The organism is Arthrobacter ginsengisoli (assembly GCF_031456935.1).
GTDB classification, from domain to species: Bacteria; Actinomycetota; Actinomycetes; order Actinomycetales; family Micrococcaceae; genus Arthrobacter; species Arthrobacter ginsengisoli.
In genome coordinates, this window is record NZ_JAVDVQ010000039.1 from 1 (window position 1) to 18,051 (window position 18,051).

The window sequence follows — 18,051 nt, forward strand, 5'->3', positions numbered from 1 at the left end:
CCGCCCGAAGAGACCGACCGCCTGCTGGCCGGCCGGACGGTGCTGCAAGAGGGCTACCGGGGACTCGAGGACCCAGCCCACGAACAGCTGGCCGACGTACGGGACCACGGCTTCGCCGTGAACGACGGCGAGACCACTTACGAGGAATACGGCGTCTCCGCACCCGTGCGGGACTACCGGGGCGCAGTCGTCGGCTGCATCACAGCCAGCGCGCCCCGCGCCCGAGTGCAGCACCAGCAGAGTCAGTCGCTCCTGCGCGAAGCCGTGCTACAGGCCGCTGAACGGGTGTCCACACGGCTGGGCAGCCGGCCGGGGGAAACAACTCAAGCGCGCTGACCGGCCATTACGGCTCCCTCCCCCCAGGGAAGCAAACCCCCGGCATTGCCTCCAGCAGGCAATGTGCGGTGAAGTGAACCAGTCCGGAAGGGAGGCACCCTATGGATTGCACGCAGAGACGGACTGTCAGGCTTGATTCCTTCCCGCTCCCGTGTCTCAGCTCCCGGCCGACCAGCCCAGGCGGATGGATATTTCCGAGGCAGCATGTTGTACGGCTTGAACCAGGGTGTCCCCGGTGGCGTGCTTGTGCACGCGGGAACGGGGAGCGGATGCGGTGATGCAACCAACCACCTTGCCTCGGTAATCCCGAACCGGAGCAGAGACGCCAAACTCCTCCTCGGTGGTCGAGCCGTCGTTGACGGCGTATGCCTGACGGGCGACTTCCTGCAGGTGGGTCGTATGATCCAACGGCAAACCATCTCCTGCCGTGCGTAGTATCCGCCCGGATTCGATCAGTTCGGTGGCGAGGGCCGGGGCCAGCTCCGCCAGGAAGACCCGCACCGAGGAGCTGGCGAATTTGTTGTACCGGGTTCCGATGCTGGCAGTGTGTTTGACCTGATACGGGCTGGCAACCTGCTCTACGACGATCGCCTCATGACCATTCCAGACGGAAATTGCGCTGGTCTCTTGGGTGCTTTCGGTCAACTGCTCCAAATACGGAACCGCAGCACCGCGGACATCCAGGTCCGCCAGCAAAGGGCCGGCCAGCGCAATGAGGCCCAGTCCGAGCCGATACCGGCCCGTCTCCTCATCCCGCTGGACATATCCAGCTTCTGTTAGACCGCCAAGAATGCGTGACACCGTGCTCTTGTGGAGGCCCACGCGCTGAGCAACCTCGGTCACACCGAGAACCGGATTTTGAACGGAAAACGTTTCGAGTACAGCAAGGCCGTTCAACAGCGAGGCAGCAGCTCCCTGGACCTGCCGGTTTTCCTGCCTCGGTCTGCCTGCCATCTGCATCCTTTCCCGCGGCGGGACCTCCCGCCGCTCTTGTGGCCATCATATGCCGCAGTCCGGGCGCAGATATGGACGATGCGACGCCCGGCACTTGCCATGTGAAGACGGCCGGGACCCTAACCAGTCGTACGATGGGATGGCCTTCCTGTGATCCGTGCGTGTGTGGGCATCCGGGGTTACAGCGTGCCCCCGGCCGATGCTTGCCCTCCAAGCCCTGCTGTCGCTAGCTCGAAGGCGCCTCAATGTCCTCTGGGAAATATTCCCGGATGGCTTCACATACGCACCGGCCACGCTGCTGGCAACGCCCCTGGCAGTTTGATCAAACTCTCTCGGAACTTAGTCCACCAACAGTCTGATCGTTCTAGGGTCCAGTTCAAACTTCCGCTTCCTTATGGCTGCAGGTCCCGCGATGCCTTCGCAGCGCAGTCTGCAGGATGAGGAGTCCAGAATCCACGAGGTGGAGGATGTCGGAGGCGATGTCTTCCTCTGACTTGGCCAGCAGTCCCCCGACGTTGCGCACACTCACGTTCTTTCTGGAAGTGAGCTCGTTCGAATGGACTTCGCCCCGGTAAACATCGTTCGAGCGAACGCCATGAAATCTTCTGAGAACTGAACCTCAACAAAAGACATGAACCCACTGGCATAGTTCACGTCGTCGAAGAGGACATTTGTGCCCTCGAATTTACATCTGTCAAAGACAACTCGCTCGCCAGCAAAGGTGGACATCCGCCGCTATGGACGCGGCGCGGAGAGAAGGACATCATGAAATCAGGCGTGCGGATCCAGTCTCCGGCGCCGCAATTAGAGATGGTCCCATACGTTGGAGGCGTAAGGGCATGTCCGGTAAGTCTGTGCCGGCGGAGCACTCCGCATCGAGTGGTTCGGCCCAGGTAGACGATCGTTTTCTCGCGGATTACTACGAACACGTGGATCCCGAGGAGCTCCTCACGTACGCCGGTGAAACTTTGGAACGTCGGGCAGAGCACCATCTTTCACTGGGCTCAGTGCTGGCTCCGGGTACCTCACGGGTGGATGTCCTCAACGAGCCACATGCCAGTGTGGTGTTTGTGGTGGCCGAGGGCGCACTGCACGTGGTTCGCGCTGTGACAGCGGAGCTGACCCGCGGAGGAGCGACGGTCCGGCTGCTCGTTCATCCCTCTTTCCAGGTCCTTCGGGATCCTGCAACCCATGAGCTGCTCGAGCTCCGCCATTCACCACAGCGCGCAGGACTTTCTTCCGAGCTGCCCGCTTCCGGCCCCGGAACGGAAACGTGGGTTGCGGTTGAAATTGGCCGGCTGCCGAGATCGTCGAACGCCGCGGACGTGATCGCGAATATCCAGAAGGTGCTTGCCGATGCTCGTGCAGTTGCCGAGGACTCCGCTGCCCTGAAGGAACAAGTGGCCGCCGCCGTCGACTCTTTGGCCGCGTTCCCGCGCGGGTGCGTGCCGTCAACCGAACAGCTCAGAGAGCTCCTGCTGTGGCTCAGGCGCGGAAACTTTATTTTTCTGGGTTATTGCGAATACGGTTTGACCGCAGGGAAGGACAGGCCGGCTCTTCGCGTCCGTCCGGGTACTGCTTTGGGCCTTTTGCGCAGGCAGAATTCCCCGCTCAGCACCGACGAGTCTGCGTTGAGGGGCTCGCAGGTACTCGCGCTCTACGCTTCCGACCTTCGAACAACAGTGCCCGAGCCCTCTTACCTGGACGAAATCCGTCTCCCGACGTTCAGTGCCTCAGGAGTCCTCGACGGGGAACGCAGGTTTGTGGGCGTTTTCGCACATGGAGCAGCGGATCAATCAGTACGTCGTATTCCGGTGATCCGGGACAGGTCCGCCAGCGTGCGTGACAGGCTCGGTTTCGCACCTGGATCAACCCAGGAGAGGAAACTGCAGGCTGCGCTGGAGTCGTTCCCTCTCCAGGAGCTGTTCCACATCGAGGAAGACGAGCTGACTCGGCTGGTGGCCGACATCCTGCGGGTCCACGAAGGCCACGAGACAAGGCTACTCCTGCGCTTCGACAGCTATGGCCCCTTCATGACCGGCCTGATGTTCCTTCCGCGGCGCCGCTACAACACGGCCGTGCGGCTTAGATTTGAACAGGCGCTCAAAGAAACCCTGCAGGCCCCATCGCTTGAGTCCGAGGTCCGACTCACCGAATCGCACATGGCGCGCATCTTCTTCCGCGTGCTTTTGTCTGCAGGCGCAAAACCAGAGTCGATCGATCTGTCTGCACTGGAGCGTGCACTCATCCATGCCACTAGGACTTGGGCCGAAGGACTCGACGAAGCCCTGCGCGAACGCATGCCCTCCGAACGGGCCAGAAGGCTGTCTGTGCTCTGGGCTCGCGCCTTCCCTGCCAGCTACCGGGCAGATTTCGACGTTGCGGATGCCATTGAAGACATCGAGAGTTTTGAGCAATACGATCTGGACGGCACCGGCGGTCGACCCCTGAACGACCCTGTACTCGTTGTCCGCGCCGATGCTAGGCACGCCAAAGTCGAGGAGACGCGGATTCGCCTCTATCTCACCGGGGCCCGGAGCCTGACGCAGATCCTGCCGTTCCTGCACAACCTGGGCCTGCAGGTACTCAACGAGCGCCCCTTCGAAGTCCTGCGGGGCAAGACTCTGCCGATGTTCCTCTATGACTTGGGCGTGAAGTATCCGCCGGGCGTGGATCCCACCCGGACTGGCTCCTTGCTTGCGGACGCGTTCGGCGCAGCCATGCGCGGGGACACGGAGTCAGACCGCTTCGACGCCCTGGTCCTGCAGGAAGGCACGGAGTGGCGGCAGGTCGCAATCCTCCGCAGCTACGCCAAGTACCTCCAGCAACTGGGAACGACCAACTCGTACGACTTCATCGCGGACTCGCTCCTGGCCAACGCGACGGCGACCAGAGCGCTGCTGGACCTGTTTCGCGCCCGCTTCCATCCAGGTCTTGGCATCGCCGAACGGCTCCGGGATACCAGTGCCGCCCGTACGGCGGTGGCCGAGGCGATCGACGTCGTCGCGTCCTTGGACGCGGATCGGCTGCTGCGGACCTTCCTGAACCTCATCGAAGCGACGACGAGGACCAACTTCTACCGCGACCGGCCGTACCTGAGCTTCAAGCTCGAGCCCTCCCGCCTTCCCGGCGCTCCGTTCCCACGTCCGAAGTTCGAAATCTGGGTCTATTCACCCCGGGTCGAGGGCGTGCATCTTCGCTTCGGGCCGGTGGCACGCGGAGGGCTGAGATGGTCGGACCGGCGCGAGGACTTCCGTACCGAAGTCCTCGGGCTCGCGAAGGTCCAGATCGTGAAGAATTCGGTGATCGTCCCGACCGGAGCGAAGGGCGGCTTCTACGCGAAGCGGCTTCCCGATCCGGAGGCCGACCGCACCGCCTGGCTCGCCGAAGGCATCGAGAGCTACAAGGAATTCCTCCGCGGGCTCCTCGATGTCACGGACAACCTGGCCCCGCCCGACGTTGCCGTGTCCCCGAACGCCCACGGCACACAAGGCCAGGTAGAGGACATCGTCCCGCCGCCGAACGTAATACGGCACGATGACGACGACTACTACCTCGTGGTGGCCGCCGACAAAGGCACCGCGGCGTTCTCCGACATCGCCAACGAGGTGGCCGCAGAGTACCGCTTCTGGCTGGGCGACGCGTTCGCGTCGGGCGGTTCAGTGGGCTACGACCACAAGCAGATGGGCATCACCGCCAGGGGCGCCTGGGCGTCCGCGAAACAGCACCTCAGCGAACTCGGGATCGACTCCCGGCGCGAAGACTTCACCGTCGTCGGCATCGGCGACATGAGCGGGGACGTGTTCGGCAACGGCATGCTGCTCTCGGAGCACATCCGGCTCGTGGCCGCTTTTGATCACCGGCACATCTTCCTGGACCCCACGCCCGACGGGGCGTCCTCCCTCGAGGAGCGACGCCGCCTCTTTAGTCTGCCCCGATCGTCGTGGGCAGACTACAACCCCGGGCTGATCAGCCCCGGCGGCGGGGTGCACCCGCGCGCCGCCAAGTCGATCACCATCACCCCGCAGGCACGTTCGGCGTTGGGGCTGCCGCCGACGACGGCGGTGCTGGCTCCGCCCGAGCTCATCCAGGCGATCCTGCGGGCGCCGGTGGACCTGATCTACAACGGCGGGATCGGAACCTACGTCAAGGCCTTCTCCGAGACCAACACCGAGGCGGGCGACAAAGCCAACGATACGATCCGGATCAATGGCAACGAACTCCGGACAAGGATCGTGGTCGAAGGCGGCAACCTCGGTCTGACCCAAAGGGGACGGGTGGAGGCTGCCCTGAACGGGGTCCTGCTGAACACCGACGCCATCGACAACTCTGCAGGCGTGGACTGCTCCGACCACGAGGTCAACATCAAGATCTTCGTCGACCGCTTGATCGCGGCAGGCAAGATGGCAACAAGCGAACGCGCCGGCTTCCTGCACTCGCTCAGCGACGACGTGGCACGCCTGGTTCTGAAGAACAGCCGCGACCAGAACGTCCTGCTCGTCAACGACCGCGCCCTGGTCCTCAACTGGAGCCCGAGTTTCGAACGAACCATGGACTGGCTGGAGAGAGCCACCGACTTCGACCGGGATCGCGAAGCATTGCCCACCACGGACCAGCTCCATGCACGGCTGCAGGCCGGCACGGGGCTCACATCCCCCGAGCTGTCCGTGCTGGCCGCCTACGCCAAGATCGCCCTCGCCAAGGAACTGAACGACAGCGACGTCGCCGATGACCCGTGGTTCGACCGGGTCCTTCGGAGCTACTTCCCGCCCCGGATCGTGGACCGCTTTGGAACCGAGCTCCAAACGCATCCCCTGCGCCGGCAGATCATCTGCACCGCGCTGGCCAACGACATGATCAATCTTGGCGGGATCACCTTCGCTTTCCGGGCCATCGAGGAAACCACCGGGAGCGCGGCCGCTCTCGCAAGGGCCTTCGTGGCAGTGCGCGAGGCCTTTGACCTTCACTGGATCGCGGACTGGACCGTCGGGCTTCCGTCCGCTGTTCCGACGCAGCACGCGGCGGAGCTGGCTTTGTATGTGCGGAGGATGTTGGACCGTGCCATCCGTTGGTACCTGAATCATGATCATCGGGACCAGCCAGTGGAACAGGCCCTCGGCAGGATCATGCCGGCCATGGACGTCCGGCGGAACCCAACAGCGATTTATCTGCGCGGCGAAGACGTCGACCTCGGGCAAGACCTCCTGACACGTTGGGAGGCCATCGGGATCCCGCCTGACATCGCACGGCGCTCGTTTGAAGTGGTCCTGAGCGTATATCTATTGGATATCTCACTCATTGCAGAGCAGCTCGATGAACCCGTGGAGCGCATTGCTGACCTCTACTCCACCGTCTACCAGCGCATCGGGGCCCTGAAGTTGCTTCTGAAAATCACCGAGCTTCCTCGAGAAGACCGATGGGAGACACTTGCCCGGGCAGCCCTGCGCGACGATGTCTACTCGGCCGTGGCCGATATGACCATCGCAGTTCTCCGTACAACAAGCCCCAGCAGTCCCCAGCGCATGGACCCCACAGAACGAATCGCGGAGTGGGAACGTGGACACCAAGAGCAGCTCGCACGGATCAAGGACACTCTTGCCGAAGTCACCGGACCCGGTCCAGCCACAATCCATTCAATCTCCGTCGCGCTAAAGCTGCTTAGGACCCTCGTCCGTAGCTAAACTCGCTCGGCACAAGTGCGCCAGCCGGGAAGGCCGTCCAACAACTGGGAATAGAAGTTGATTTGGCCCCGGGTTCGCCGGGTGGATTCTAACGATCGTCGCAACACCTGATCATTTGCAGGAGTCGCAGTGGTGTGATTCGCAGCGATAAATGGCGGCGTTTTCGCGGCGCTAAATGTCACCCCTGGTGCCCGTACGCCGATACGTCAGCGACCGTTCTCACGGGAGAAGCTAGTCGGTCTTGGGGTCACTGAGTAGGGCGACGGAGGGATCCCGGTAGTTGACGCCCACCGACCATCCCCTCGCGAAGCGGGCGTTGGCGATTTCACTGAGCTCCCGACTGCTCTTCTCGGGATAGGTCAGCCGGATCCACTCGTAGTCCCACTCCTGCATCGCCCGCACGTGGCGGACGCGCTTGTTTGCGCGCATCTGGACCGCGAGGTCCAAGAACGATCGAACTGTGCGCTATGCCCTCGATGATTCCGCTCAACCCCTGACGGTGACGTCCTACACGTACGAGGCACTTCCGGTCGATGAGCAGGCTACCGTGCCGTCCCCGGAGGCCATCACCGCGGCCCTGGAGCACGACCCAGCGAGTCCTCTCGACGCCTGAAGACCTAAGAAATCGTCCACGCAAACATCCACGCTGCGTTTCGACGGGTGTCCCTCATATGTTGGAACGCGTCTCAGGCCGCTATCCGGCCAACGTCGTCCTGGGGGAGCCGACATCCCGCCGCACACCAGATCAAAGAACTCAGTACGCGCATCCCAAGAAAACACATTGACCATCAAACAATCCTTCAGTCAGAGCGTTGCAACGACCATATGACTTTGCCCGAGTTTTATGGGCCGTAGCTGACCCCGCGTTGTTGTTGGGGTTGCCGGCAGTCACTGGCCTGCTGGGTACCACACCCGCTGTCCGTCAACGCGGGCGAAGGGGGTCAGGGTGTGGGGTTTGGCGGACTTCTCCGTCATGATGTCCAGGACCTCGACGTTCCGGACCAGCAGCGCGTCACCGATCAGCGACCGGTGGCAGCGCCAGGGGACTGCCTCCGCGCACATGACCGCCGCGTTGTTGGCCTTTCCGCGTTCCAGCAGCTGGTCAATGGCGCGGGAGAATTCTTCGGTCTGCATGTAGTCCGCGTACCCGCGGAAGGAAGCGTTTCGCCAGGCGCCGTTGGGGCTGTCTTTCCGGGCGTGCCGGAGGCCGCCGAGGGATTCCATCCGGCGGTAGGTGATCCCGTGGGAGCGCACGCTCGCGGCCAAAGCGTCCGCGTTGTACTGCGGATTGTGCCGCGACTTCGGGATGGTGCGGACATCGATCAGCTTCTTGACGCCGTGGGCCTTCAGAATGCCGATGAATTCGTCGATGGGATGCGTGGAGTGCCCCACCGTGAAGATGGTGATGTCCGTCATGTCCGTCATGCCCCCATGCTAAGGCGGCACGGCGGCACGGCGGCCCGTGCTGGTGACCCGTAGCTGCTGCGGCGGCGAAGCGGACAGGATGTTCTGATGGACCTACGAACTGCGACCCACGATCTACGACCTACGAACTGTGAAGGGAACGGGCAGGCAATGACTTCATCCTCCATCGACGATTTCGTGAACCGGCTCGCGGCCGTGGCGACAGGGCCGGCGTGCACCAACTTCTTCGATCACTCCGCGCCGGAAAATACGCAGCGCCGACGGAACCTGGGAACCTATTTGCAGGAAATGCTGGACCGCTCCCCGAAGGTGCTGCTGCTGGGGGAGGCCCCCGGCTTCAGGGGCATGCGGATCACCGGCGTTCCCTTCACCAACCGCACCATGTTCGAGGGCCCGGCGAACAGCTTCGGTCTGTTTGGGCCGGGCAAGGGCTACGTGCTGCCCGCCGAAGCTGCGGGGGTTGCGGCGGAGCCGACGGCCACGGTGATGTGGGAGGTGCTGGCCGAGCTGGAATTCCTTCCCCTGCTCTGGAGTGCCTGCCCGTGGCATACCCACGTGCCCGGGCGGCCGCTGTCCAACCGCACTCCGACGGCGGCCGAAGCGGCGCTGGGAACGCCGTTCTGGCAGGTGCTGATTGAGGATTTCCCCATCGAAACGGTGGTTGCGGTGGGCAATGTGGCGCACCGCAGCCTGCAGCGCAGCGGCCTGGACACACCAAAAATCAGGCATCCCGCCCACGGTGGCCGGTCCGGCTTCCAGCGGGGACTGCAGGAGCTGCTCGCTGCCGGCATCGGGCAGTAAGTTCCTGGTGGAGCTGCCGGAGCCAGGAGGGGCAGCCATGCGACATCGACCAACGCGGGGTCACCTAAGGTCCATCCGGAGCGGTTTAATGGGCCGTGTCTGACTGTGAGGATTGGCGTGGCTAGTCGAGCAGGTGCAGCTGGTCGGGGGAGTCGAGATCCTCGCCCCGGGAGAGGTCGCTGCAGTCCACGAGGTCGATCAGCTCCGGATGGGCGTGCAGGAAGAAGCGCGCCCCGGCGTCGCCCGTTGCCGTTTCCGCGGCTTCAACCCGGAGGGTGGAGTCCAGCAGCAGCGGGTGCCCGCGCTGGAGTGTCCCGTCCGGGCCGCGGTAGGCGGCGGCCGTGACGCGGCCCGGCCGGTGGGATGCCAGCAAGCGGGCGACGGCCGCCGGGGTCAGGAGGGGCTGGTCCACCAGCGCGATCAGCACATCGTCCTCGGGGGCCGCCGCGGCCACTCCCCGCCGGAAGGAGCTGCCCATCCCGCTGACCCAGTCCGGATTGTCGATGACCCGGTGCCGGCTGAGATCGGTGGCGGCGCGGACCCCTGCCGCGTCCGCGCCGAGCACGGCCACCACTTCCCGGCAGCCGCCGGCGAACAGGACATCTGCCAGCACTTCAACGAGCGTGCGGCCGCGGAACCGGAGCAGCGCCTTGGGCCCGAGTCCCAGCCGTGTCCCGGCGCCGGCGGCCAGCAGCACCGCCGTCGTGCTGTGTGCCCCGGGTGTTCCGCTGCCGCTCATCTGCCCACCCTAACGCCCGACGGCGGCGCTTAGCTGCCGCGGTACGTGGAGTAGGCGAACGGGCTCAGCAGGAGCGGCACGTGGTAGTGGGCCTCGGACTCGGCCACGCCAAAGGTGAGCGTCACTTCCGGGAAAAACGTCTCGGTGCCGCTGGCGGCGAAGTACTTTCCGGTGTCGAAAACCAGGCGGTAGGTCCCGGAGGACAAACGCTCCGGCCCCAGTTGCCGGATGCGTCCGTCCGCATCCGTGGCGCCCTCGGCAATCCGGACCCACTGCCCGCCGTCGCGCGCCTCAAGGATCACCGGGACGTCCGCCGCAGGTTTGCCCGAGCCGGTGTCCAGTACATGAGTGGTCACATGGGACATGCTCATCTGCCGATCAGTCCTTCGATCCGGAGCGCCGCGATTTCCCGCAGCTGCTCGCCGATGATTGTCTGTTCTTCTTCCGGGGTGTGGGTGAGCCTGCTGGTGAGCGCGGCGAGGATCTCCGTGCGGCTGCGGCCGGCCGCACGGATCAGGAACACCTGCCCGAACCTCTCTTCGTAGATCCGGTTGCCTTCTGCCAGGGCCGCCGCGACGGCAGCGTCGGCGTCGCCGAGTCCGGCCTGCTCCGCCTGGGAAAGCCTGGCTTCGGTGCTGTTTCCTCTGGCCTGCTCGCCGATCCGGGGGTGGTGGGCAAGCGCTGCTTCGATCTCGGCCGGGGTGAAGGGGTTGGCCGCGCCGCGGGCGGCCTCGAGGAGTGCTTCGAGGTTGGCATAGGGCCGTGCGTCGGCAAGGGCATCGATCCAGCGCTGGATGTCCAGGCAGGGGCGCAGGGTATCGGCAGCTTCCGTCCGGCCGGCCGCGTTGAACTGTGCAAGGTGCATGAGACAGGTCCTCGGGTTCGGTGCTGGCATTCATGCGGCGGGCAGTGCGGACAGTACATTCGGCATCATGGAACTGGTGTTTCAGGATCTGTATAGAGCCAAGCGCACGCTCTCACGGGTGTCAACCTTCTGGGACGGCGCGGGGAACTGTGGGGCGAAGAGACCGAGCCGCCCTGCTGGGTGCCGTGACAGCTGTTTCATAGCTCCGGCATAGCTGGCTTGGCTAGCCTGGACCCCTATGGAAGAGCACATTGCACAGCAGCCCCACGACCGTCATCCCGGCAGCCCGGGCTCCCGACCGCGCTCCCAGGCGTTCCGCCGGCCCCGCGTACTCCTGATGATGCTGTGCGCCGCGGTTCTGGCGGTGGCACTGGGCGCTGGTTTCCATTCCGCTGCGCAGGCGCGTTCGACGGCGGCCGCCCAGCCTGCGGGCCAGTCGGAGAGCCAGGCCCCGGCGTCGGCTCCGGCCTCACCGGCCGCCTCACCGGCCACTCCGGCCACAGGAACCATCGATGCGGAACTGGACGCCGAAATCAACGGCATCATCGACGCCCACCCTGACTATCAGATCGGCGTCGCGCTCCTTGACCTGTCGGCCGGCGCCGATGCGGCCGGGGCGGTCCACGAATACGGTGTCCCCTCGGCGTTCGTCGCTGCCAGTACCGCCAAGGTCCTGGCCGCCGAGGCCTACTACCACCTGGTGGAAACCGGGGCAGCATCCCTCGACGATCCGCTGGGTGCCTACACCGCGGAATTCCAACTCAAGGCGATGATCCAGCAGAGTGACAACGACTCCTGGTCACTGATCATGGACGCTGTCGGCCACACGGAGATGACGGACTATGCGGCATCGATCGGCGTGGACTACCGCCCCGAAAGTAACACGCTCACCCCGGCGGAGATGGCCCACATCCTGTCCGGGCTCTACACCGGAACGCTGCTGGACCCCGTACACACCTCTCAGCTGCTGGGCTACATGCAGGACACCAACTATGAAACCCTCATCCCGGCCGCCGTCCCCGCCGACATCACGGTCTTCCACAAATACGGCCTGCTGGGCGGAGAGCTGCACGACGCCGGCATCCTCGCCCGGGACGGCAGCTCCTACGCCCTCGTCGTCTACACCAGGGGTGAGGATTTGGGCAGCGTCCCGGAGCGGACCGACGCCATCCACCAAATCACGGCGGCCGTGGCGGATGCCTTGTTCTAAGCCAGTAGCCGAACGCCCCGGTCTGCTGTGCCTCGCCGCCGAGGGCCGGCACGCATACACCGAGGACCGGCACGCATACGCAAGGGAGCCAAGGGACATGTCCCCTGGCTCCCTTAGTCGACTGCGCCGGCGGATGCTCAGTGGATCCTGGCCACATCACTCATTTCCCAGCGGGTCCAGTCGGACCAGTTGTCGCTGTTGCCGCTACGGACGCGGAAGGAAACGAGTTGGTAGACGTCGTCGAGGCCTCGGCTCCACTGGTAGCTGTGCAGCGTCACGGAGTCGTCACGGCGATCGAAGGACTCCCAGAACTTGGTCTTCCCGAGCAGGTCGTCGCGTCCGCGGTGGTCGTCATTAAAGCGCTGTTGCCGGATTTCCACGGTTTTGTTGCCATTGCAGTCCACCCGGATCCGGAAGTCCACTTTGTCGTTGTGTTTGGTGGGCTTCAGGGGATCCACGGTGCAGCCGCGTTCGGAGGTTGATGCAATGACGGAGTCTGCCCGCCATGACCACACCGCGGCACCACCGTAGTCACGGCGGCGGCTTTCCCCTCCAGCTCAGTTAGCTCGCCCGTATTCTGCGGGGAGTCAAACCGGCGTCCACCCAGGGTAAATGGGAGACCCGGTCCATTAATCCTCCGCCTGCTCCGGTCCATGATCAAGAGGCAGGCTACGGGCGCGATTTCCCCAGGAACGCCAGCAGCGCCTCGTTGACCTCGGCGGCGTGCGTCCAGATCATGCAGTGCGGAGCGCCCTCGATCTCCACATACTCGGCACCGGGCAGGGCCTTGGTGAACCGCCGGCCCGTGACGTCGATCGGCAGGATGTTGTCCGCCGTGCCGTGAACGATCAGCGCGGGGACATCGATCTTGGGGATGTCGGCCCTGAAATCGGTGAGCCAGGTCGGCTGCGCCGCTGCCGAGGCGGTGGGGCCGCCCGACGTCGCGAGGTTCCAACTCGCCAGCATGACTTCCGCGCTGAGCCGGGGCGTGCCGAGGAAAGTGTCGCTGTTGTAGAAGTTCTTGAAGAACTCAGTGAAGAAGGCGTAGCGGTCGGCGGTGACGGCGTCCAGCAGGCCGTCGAACACGGCCTGCGGGACGCCGTCGGGGTTGTCCTCGGTTTGCAGGACGTAGGGCTCCAGCGAGGCGAGGAACACGGCCTTCGCCACCCGGGCCGAGCCGTAGGTGCCGAGGTACCGGCCCACCTCGCCGGTTCCCATCGAGAAGCCCACCAGCACGGTCTCGTTCAGGTCCAGGCTGGTGAGCAGGGTGTTGAGGTCCGCGGCGAAGGTGTCGTAGTCGTAGCCGTCGGTGGGCTTGCTGGACTGGCCGAAGCCGCGGCGGTCGTAAGTGATGACCCGGTAGCCGGCGCCCAGCAGCGCCGTCGTCTGCTTCTCCCAGGAGGATCCGTCCAGCGGGTAGCCGTGAATCAGGACCACCGGCTGCCCGGCCCCGTGGTCCTCGTAGTAGAGCTCGATGTCGGTGCTGTTCTCGGTTCCAACCTTGATGTAAGCCATGTCAGCAGTCCTCTCGGTACGGTTCGGAAGTTTGTGCAGGAGCGGCCCAGCGCTGGTGCCACTGTACGGAACCAACGCAGGTGGGCAACAGGGCGTTCCGGGACCGCATTTCCAGGCAGCATACCCCTAGGGGTATAGTTACGGAGAGACGGACTTACGAAAAGGAGAACCACATGTGCCGACAGGTTGCATGCAAGGAATGCGGTAAGACCACCTGGGCCGGCTGCGGCCAGCACGTTGACCAGGTCATGCGGGGAGTCAAGAGCGCCGACCGCTGCAAGGGTCACCAGGGTGGGGTCAGCACCTGTTCCGGTTTCTTCGCCAAGCTTTTCGGCCGCTGACCGCTTCCGGGGACCCGCCTACTCCAGCATCGCTTTGGTGACGACACCCGCCAGCTCGTGGATCATATTCAGCCGTTCCTCGCTCTCGCCGTCCTCGCCCCAGGTGTAAATGGCCAGCGCGTAGGACCGCTCGCCGGACGTCAGGACGGCCGCGTCGTGGACATAGCCCCCCAGTTCGCCGTACTTGTGCTGCACCGTGATGTCCGGGCCGACGGCGGCCGGGATGAGCCGTTCGTTGTTGGTCTGCTGCATGTAGCCGAGCAGTTCCTGGGTGTGCTCCGCGTTGAGCAGCTTGCCCGTGGACAGCTGTTTGAGCAGCTCCGCCATCTCGGCCGGCGTCAGCAGGTTCTGCTCCGGGTCGTAGCTGATCCTGATGGACGCGGCGTAATCGATCAGCCGGGGGTAGCCGATGTCCTGCATCAGCAGCAGCCAGGCGTCGTTGCTGCTGGCGTTGACCATCGCCTTGAGCTGGAATGCGGCGTCGTAGCTCCCCAGTGGCACGTCCAGCGACTTCTCGCCGGTCTCCACCAGATGGTAGTAGGCGGCCGCCGTGATGATTTTGGCGGTGCTGGCTGCCACGAACTCGGAACCGTCGCCGTAGCTGCGCCGCTCCCCGCCGCGCGTGTCCGCAAGCACGACGCCGATCCGGTAGCCGGAGTTTTCGGTCAGGATCCGCTGGATGTCGGCGTCGAGGGCGACGGCGGCCTGCGCGGCCAGGGCCTCCGGGGAGGGCGTTTGGGGGGCCGGCGCCGCGGCGTGCTCCTGCCGCTGATTCTGCGGGCCGGCTAGGAAGTCTGTCCCGGCGGCCGGACCGGTGCGGACGACGGCGACGGTCACCAGGCCGAGCAGCACTAAGGCCGTGACCACCCAGACCAGGATCAGCTTCCTCCGGGCGCTGAAGAAACCGGCGGCCGGACGGGATGGTCCCGAGGGGTTCATGGTGCAGCACCTTTCACGTCACAGAAGGGGAGGGTTCCTGCAATGTATGCCCGGCCGGGGGGCATGTCCAAAAGACTCGCGGGGGCAGCGCGAAGCTCAGGGCAAACTCCCGGCCGGACGGGAGTGGACGGGTTGGCCGGGCCGGTGGCGCCAGTGCCGTCAACTGGCGGGGTGCACCACTAGGCTGGCAGGTATGCCGAGGAAAATAACTGTGAGCCTGCCGGACGCGACCCTGCGTGAGTACCTCCAGCCCCACACCGACGTCACCGTCCTGGAATGGGACCTGTCCGGGGAGCCGCCCCGGCCGCGCATCGACATCGTGGTCCCGCCCTATATGGGCGGCATGCAGGTCCTGCGGGGCCTCACAGCTGTGGAAACCGGGCTCGTGCAGAGCCAATCGATCGGATATGACGGCGTCGCGGAGTGGCTGCCGCCGGGCCGCGTGTTCGCCAATGCCGCCGGCGTCCACGAAACCTCCACCGCAGAATTGGCCCTCGCCCTGATCCTGGCCAGCCAGCGCGAGTTCCCGCGGCTGCTGAGCAACCAGCAGGAGGGCCGCTGGGAAACCCGGCCCACCGCCAGCCTCGCGGACCGGCGGGTGCTGATCGTCGGCTACGGCGGTGTCGGCAAGGCGATTGAAGACCGGCTGCTGCCCTTCGAGACCACCGTGACCCGCGTGGCCAGCCGGGAACGGACCGACCCGCGGGGCCACGTCCACGGCATCGCGGAGCTGCACGCCCTGCTGCCGGAGCACGACATCGTGGTCGTCGGCGTCCCGCTCAGCGACGCCACCCGCCACCTCATCGACGACGCCTTCCTTTCGGCCATGCCCGACGGCGCGCTGCTGGTCAACGTCGCCCGCGGACCGGTCGCGGACACCGACTCACTGGTCCGGCACACCGCCTCCGGCCGGATCCGCGCAGCCCTGGACGTCACCGATCCGGAGCCGCTCCCGCAGGACCACCCGCTCTGGCGGACCCCCGGAGTGATCATCAGCCCGCATGTGGGCGGGGCGAGTTCGGCCATGCGCCCGCGGATGGGACGGCTGGTGCAGCGGCAGATCGAGCTGATGCTGGCGGGCGAACCGCCGGCGAACGTCGTGCTGGGCGGCTGATATGACTTGAGTTAGTCCTTCCCAAACACCTCCGGAGATGTCAGGACGCGATGTGTCAGATTCCCTTGGGGCCCAGGCCGGGTTGATCCGCGGGTCCTCCCGATACCTTCAGAGGTGTTTGTTATGTCTGTTCAGGCCGCGGTGGCCATTGATTTGCCCGTGATGTGGCTGTCGATGTCGGCAAGACGGTGGTTGCGTTATCGGTTACCGATGCGGGCCGGCACCGCCAGTTGGGTCCGGTGGACTTTGAGTTGACGGGGCCGGGCTTGGAGCCGGCCTCTGAACTACTCGGGAAGAATTAGCGTGAGCCTCAGGCGGGAACTCTGGCGTCGGAACGGTCGGCATCGGACGTGGCGTCCGCCGGCAGGGACTTCAGCCCGGCCGCGCAGCCAACGATCCCGGCGATGAACAGCACCTTCAACAGGCTGAAGGGTTCGACGCCGGTGGCCATGGCCCAGCCGACGGTCAGGGCAGCGCCTATTCCTACCCATACGGCGTAGGCGGTGCCCAGTGGGATGCTGCGGATGGCGGCGCCCAGGCCGATCATGCTCAGGGTGGTCGTCACGGCGAAAACCACGGTGGGGAGGGGAACTGTGAGGCCGTTGGACAGGCCAAGGGCGGTGGCCCAGACGGCTTCCAGCACGGCGGAGCCAAACAGCAGCAACCACGCAACGGAACGCTTGCTCATTACGCCACCACCTTCAGGCCAACCACGCACGCGGCGATGCCGGTCAGCAGCAGCAGGCGCGCCGTCGTCGGGCGTTCAGCCTTGGTGAGCATCGCGTATGCGGAGGTCAGTATCACGCCGACGCCTACCCAGACGGCGTAGGCCGTTCCGGTGGGGATGGTCTGCATGGCGATGGCGAGGCCGGCCATGCTGGCGAGGACGGAGGCCAGGAAGAGGAGCGCGGGGGCGATGCGGCGCCTGCCGGAGACCTGGAAGGTCCGGTGCAGCGCGGCGGCCCAGACGGCTTCCAGCGCTCCGGAGGAGACGAGGATTAACCACGACATGACAGATCCTTGGGCCACGCTTCTAGCGCCCGACGGCGGGTGGCCGGGGCGGTGGGTTGGTACCGGGGCCTCCCGCAGTACACAACGAAAGGCCCCGGGGTGTGCTGCGTACTCAATCCGTCTCAGGTCCGGTGCAGAAGAAGCACTCCCCGGGTTCGAGGCTTGAGTCGCAAGTCATTTCGATGAGGTGTTCATCGGCATCCTTTAGCACAACGCCTACTTATGCCATGGTGGCGAACATGAGGGCCATGATGGCGGCGCCGAGGGCTTCGAGGCTGTGTTGTTTTCGGGGGGAGTGTTTTGGGGCTGTTTTGCTTGTGGCTGTAGTTACCGGTTTCCGGTTGCGCAGCAGGAGGGCGATGAAGACCAGCGCTGCGGTTGCGAAGATGATTGTCAGCGGGGTGGCGAGGTTGGGTAGGTTATCGAGGGTTGCGCTGGCTGTGGTGGTTGTTGGGCGGGGCACTGCGTGGTGCGTGTTGGGCAGTGGAATGGCGTGTTCGGGGCCAGTGGTGATGTGGCTTGTCATCATGGTGATCATCAGGGCGGCGCCAGCCATGCTGAGGCTGTGGTAAAGGCATTTCAGTCGGCCCTGGCTGCCTGCGCAGAGTACTTTGAATTCGGGCCGGGCGACGGCCTGGATGATGAACCAGAGGGCGGCGCTGGTGAGGATGGCGATCTGCGCGAGCATGGTGGAGGGTGCGAGGTTCCAGAGCATGGCGGCCATGAGGATGTTCATGAGGGCGTGGAGGGTGTTGTTGACCCGGTCGGTGAGTTGGTGTGGCTTGGTGGCCTGAACGAGGTGGTAGCTTCCGCTGAGCAGCAGGACGGCTGTGAGGGTCCAGGTAATTGCTGGGATGTTGAACACGCGGATCACACTCTCGCTACTGGGTTGGGGTTAGGTACAGGTCGGTCCCCGGTGCTGTAGGTAGAGCACCGGGGACCGCCCGTTTAGTGTTGTTCGTTTTCCAGCTTTGGTTCGCGTGCCTGGTTTATGGCTTTCCCCGAAGCTGGGCCCGGTTTATTTATCGGTGGTGCAGCAGGTTTCGGTGTTGGTGGTGGTGGTTCTGTTTTCGTTGCTGGGGAGGTTCAGGGTGGGGTTTTGGTCGAAGAAGCCGTGGGG

Annotated in this window: 19 protein-coding genes; 7 read left to right on the forward strand and 12 right to left on the reverse strand. The window is 64.8% G+C overall.

The genetic code is table 11. The features are described 5' to 3' along the window. A partial coding sequence (locus J2X01_RS21040; RefSeq protein ID WP_310062204.1) for an IclR family transcriptional regulator domain-containing protein occupies positions 1 to 336 on the forward strand: 336 nt, incomplete at its 5' end. A 156-nt stretch (positions 337 to 492) separates the two neighbouring features. Here J2X01_RS21040 and J2X01_RS21045 read toward each other — a convergent pair. Then, on the reverse strand, positions 493 to 1,233 hold the full coding sequence (locus tag J2X01_RS21045) for an IclR family transcriptional regulator (protein WP_310062207.1): 741 nt from the start codon (positions 1,231 to 1,233) through the stop codon (positions 493 to 495). A gap of 896 nt (positions 1,234 to 2,129) precedes the next feature. Between J2X01_RS21045 and J2X01_RS21050 the strand changes: the two genes are divergently transcribed. After that, positions 2,130 to 6,971, forward strand: a complete 4,842-nt coding sequence (locus tag J2X01_RS21050; RefSeq protein ID WP_310062210.1) for an NAD-glutamate dehydrogenase — start codon at positions 2,130 to 2,132, stop codon at positions 6,969 to 6,971. 231 nt (positions 6,972 to 7,202) lie between these two features. Here J2X01_RS21050 and J2X01_RS21055 read toward each other — a convergent pair whose 3' ends face one another. After that, complete coding sequence (locus J2X01_RS21055) at positions 7,203 to 7,400, reverse strand: hypothetical protein (protein WP_310062213.1); 198 nt, start codon at positions 7,398 to 7,400, stop codon at positions 7,203 to 7,205. A 31-nt stretch (positions 7,401 to 7,431) separates the two neighbouring features. On the opposite strand from J2X01_RS21055, the gene J2X01_RS21060 reads away from it, so the two are divergent. Beyond that, positions 7,432 to 7,584 (forward strand): hypothetical protein, encoded by a 153-nt coding sequence (locus tag J2X01_RS21060; RefSeq protein ID WP_310062216.1) that lies wholly within the window; start codon positions 7,432 to 7,434, stop codon positions 7,582 to 7,584. Positions 7,585 to 7,859: 275 nt separating this feature from the next. Here J2X01_RS21060 and J2X01_RS21065 read toward each other — a convergent pair whose 3' ends face one another. After that, positions 7,860 to 8,396, reverse strand: a complete 537-nt coding sequence (locus tag J2X01_RS21065; RefSeq protein WP_310062219.1) for a DUF488 domain-containing protein — start codon at positions 8,394 to 8,396, stop codon at positions 7,860 to 7,862. Between the two features lie 150 nt (positions 8,397 to 8,546). Between J2X01_RS21065 and J2X01_RS21070 the strand changes: the two genes are divergently transcribed. Continuing rightward, positions 8,547 to 9,197, forward strand: a complete 651-nt coding sequence (locus J2X01_RS21070) for a uracil-DNA glycosylase (protein WP_310062222.1) — start codon at positions 8,547 to 8,549, stop codon at positions 9,195 to 9,197. Between the two features lie 121 nt (positions 9,198 to 9,318). Here the strand turns inward: J2X01_RS21070 and nboR are convergent, their stop codons facing one another. The 3 genes from nboR to uraD are packed head-to-tail and all read right to left on the reverse strand — an operon-like array spanning position 9,319 to position 10,801. Then, positions 9,319 to 9,936: a nicotine blue oxidoreductase gene (gene nboR, locus J2X01_RS21075; RefSeq protein ID WP_310062225.1), complete on the reverse strand. Its 618-nt coding sequence runs from the start codon at positions 9,934 to 9,936 to the stop codon at positions 9,319 to 9,321. Positions 9,937 to 9,965: 29 nt separating this feature from the next. Next, positions 9,966 to 10,307, reverse strand: a complete 342-nt coding sequence (gene uraH / locus J2X01_RS21080) for a hydroxyisourate hydrolase (RefSeq protein WP_310062228.1) — start codon at positions 10,305 to 10,307, stop codon at positions 9,966 to 9,968. Continuing rightward, positions 10,304 to 10,801, reverse strand: a complete 498-nt coding sequence (gene uraD, locus J2X01_RS21085; RefSeq protein WP_310062231.1) for a 2-oxo-4-hydroxy-4-carboxy-5-ureidoimidazoline decarboxylase — start codon at positions 10,799 to 10,801, stop codon at positions 10,304 to 10,306. Before uraD ends, uraH begins: the two co-directional genes overlap by 4 nt. 238 nt (positions 10,802 to 11,039) lie before the next feature. On the opposite strand from uraD, the gene J2X01_RS21090 reads away from it, so the two are divergent. Then, positions 11,040 to 12,011, forward strand: coding sequence for a serine hydrolase (locus J2X01_RS21090; protein ID WP_310062234.1), 972 nt, complete (start codon positions 11,040 to 11,042; stop codon positions 12,009 to 12,011). A 137-nt stretch (positions 12,012 to 12,148) separates the two neighbouring features. Here J2X01_RS21090 and J2X01_RS21095 read toward each other — a convergent pair whose 3' ends face one another. Both J2X01_RS21095 and J2X01_RS21100 read right to left on the reverse strand, forming a co-directional pair. Further along, entirely contained in the window at positions 12,149 to 12,469 is a 321-nt protein-coding gene (locus J2X01_RS21095) for a hypothetical protein (RefSeq protein WP_310062237.1), read from the reverse strand. A gap of 211 nt (positions 12,470 to 12,680) precedes the next feature. Then, positions 12,681 to 13,526, reverse strand: coding sequence for an alpha/beta fold hydrolase (locus J2X01_RS21100; protein ID WP_310062240.1), 846 nt, complete (start codon positions 13,524 to 13,526; stop codon positions 12,681 to 12,683). Between the two features lie 173 nt (positions 13,527 to 13,699). Here J2X01_RS21100 and J2X01_RS22160 point away from each other — a divergent pair, with 173 nt between their 5' ends. Continuing rightward, a complete protein-coding gene (locus tag J2X01_RS22160) occupies positions 13,700 to 13,867 on the forward strand; it encodes a DUF8730 family Cys-rich protein (protein WP_510183414.1) in 168 nt (55 codons plus the stop codon). 18 nt (positions 13,868 to 13,885) lie between these two features. On the opposite strand, the gene J2X01_RS21105 is transcribed toward J2X01_RS22160, so the two are convergent. After that, complete coding sequence (locus tag J2X01_RS21105; protein ID WP_310062242.1) at positions 13,886 to 14,806, reverse strand: serine hydrolase; 921 nt, start codon at positions 14,804 to 14,806, stop codon at positions 13,886 to 13,888. A 193-nt stretch (positions 14,807 to 14,999) separates the two neighbouring features. On the opposite strand from J2X01_RS21105, the gene J2X01_RS21110 reads away from it, so the two are divergent. Beyond that, positions 15,000 to 15,920 carry a 2-hydroxyacid dehydrogenase gene (locus J2X01_RS21110; RefSeq protein WP_310062247.1) on the forward strand — a complete coding sequence of 307 codons (921 nt, stop codon included), beginning with the start codon at positions 15,000 to 15,002 and terminating at the stop codon, positions 15,918 to 15,920. Between the two features lie 310 nt (positions 15,921 to 16,230). On the opposite strand, the gene J2X01_RS21115 is transcribed toward J2X01_RS21110, so the two are convergent. The 3 genes from J2X01_RS21115 to J2X01_RS21125 form a co-directional block, all read right to left on the reverse strand. Next, complete coding sequence (locus tag J2X01_RS21115) at positions 16,231 to 16,608, reverse strand: DMT family transporter (RefSeq protein ID WP_310062249.1); 378 nt, start codon at positions 16,606 to 16,608, stop codon at positions 16,231 to 16,233. Beyond that, positions 16,608 to 16,931, reverse strand: a complete 324-nt coding sequence (locus tag J2X01_RS21120) for a DMT family transporter (RefSeq protein WP_310062252.1) — start codon at positions 16,929 to 16,931, stop codon at positions 16,608 to 16,610. Before J2X01_RS21120 ends, J2X01_RS21115 begins: the two co-directional genes overlap by 1 nt. A 220-nt stretch (positions 16,932 to 17,151) precedes the next feature. Further along, entirely contained in the window at positions 17,152 to 17,796 is a 645-nt protein-coding gene (locus J2X01_RS21125; RefSeq protein WP_310062254.1) for a DUF5134 domain-containing protein, read from the reverse strand. Between the last annotated feature and the right edge of the window lie 255 nt (positions 17,797 to 18,051).

Excerpts from the sequence above, each read along its gene's own strand:
- J2X01_RS21050 (WP_310062210.1), top strand. The coding sequence starts at position 2,130 with ATGTCCGGTAAGTCTGTGCCGGCGGAGCACTCCGCATCGAGTGGTTCG.
- J2X01_RS21055 (WP_310062213.1), bottom strand. The coding sequence starts at position 7,400 with ATGCGCGCAAACAAGCGCGTCCGCCACGTGCGGGCGATGCAGGAGTGG.
- J2X01_RS21065 (WP_310062219.1), bottom strand. The coding sequence starts at position 8,396 with ATGACGGACATGACGGACATCACCATCTTCACGGTGGGGCACTCCACG.
- J2X01_RS21070 (WP_310062222.1), top strand. The coding sequence starts at position 8,547 with ATGACTTCATCCTCCATCGACGATTTCGTGAACCGGCTCGCGGCCGTG.
- nboR (WP_310062225.1), bottom strand. The coding sequence starts at position 9,936 with ATGAGCGGCAGCGGAACACCCGGGGCACACAGCACGACGGCGGTGCTG.
- uraH (WP_310062228.1), bottom strand. The coding sequence starts at position 10,307 with ATGAGCATGTCCCATGTGACCACTCATGTACTGGACACCGGCTCGGGC.
- uraD (WP_310062231.1), bottom strand. The coding sequence starts at position 10,801 with ATGCACCTTGCACAGTTCAACGCGGCCGGCCGGACGGAAGCTGCCGAT.
- J2X01_RS21090 (WP_310062234.1), top strand. The coding sequence starts at position 11,040 with ATGGAAGAGCACATTGCACAGCAGCCCCACGACCGTCATCCCGGCAGC.
- J2X01_RS21100 (WP_310062240.1), bottom strand. The coding sequence starts at position 13,526 with ATGGCTTACATCAAGGTTGGAACCGAGAACAGCACCGACATCGAGCTC.
- J2X01_RS22160 (WP_510183414.1), top strand. The coding sequence starts at position 13,700 with ATGTGCCGACAGGTTGCATGCAAGGAATGCGGTAAGACCACCTGGGCC.
- J2X01_RS21105 (WP_310062242.1), bottom strand. The coding sequence starts at position 14,806 with ATGAACCCCTCGGGACCATCCCGTCCGGCCGCCGGTTTCTTCAGCGCC.
- J2X01_RS21110 (WP_310062247.1), top strand. The coding sequence starts at position 15,000 with ATGCCGAGGAAAATAACTGTGAGCCTGCCGGACGCGACCCTGCGTGAG.
- J2X01_RS21115 (WP_310062249.1), bottom strand. The coding sequence starts at position 16,608 with ATGAGCAAGCGTTCCGTTGCGTGGTTGCTGCTGTTTGGCTCCGCCGTG.
- J2X01_RS21120 (WP_310062252.1), bottom strand. The coding sequence starts at position 16,931 with ATGTCGTGGTTAATCCTCGTCTCCTCCGGAGCGCTGGAAGCCGTCTGG.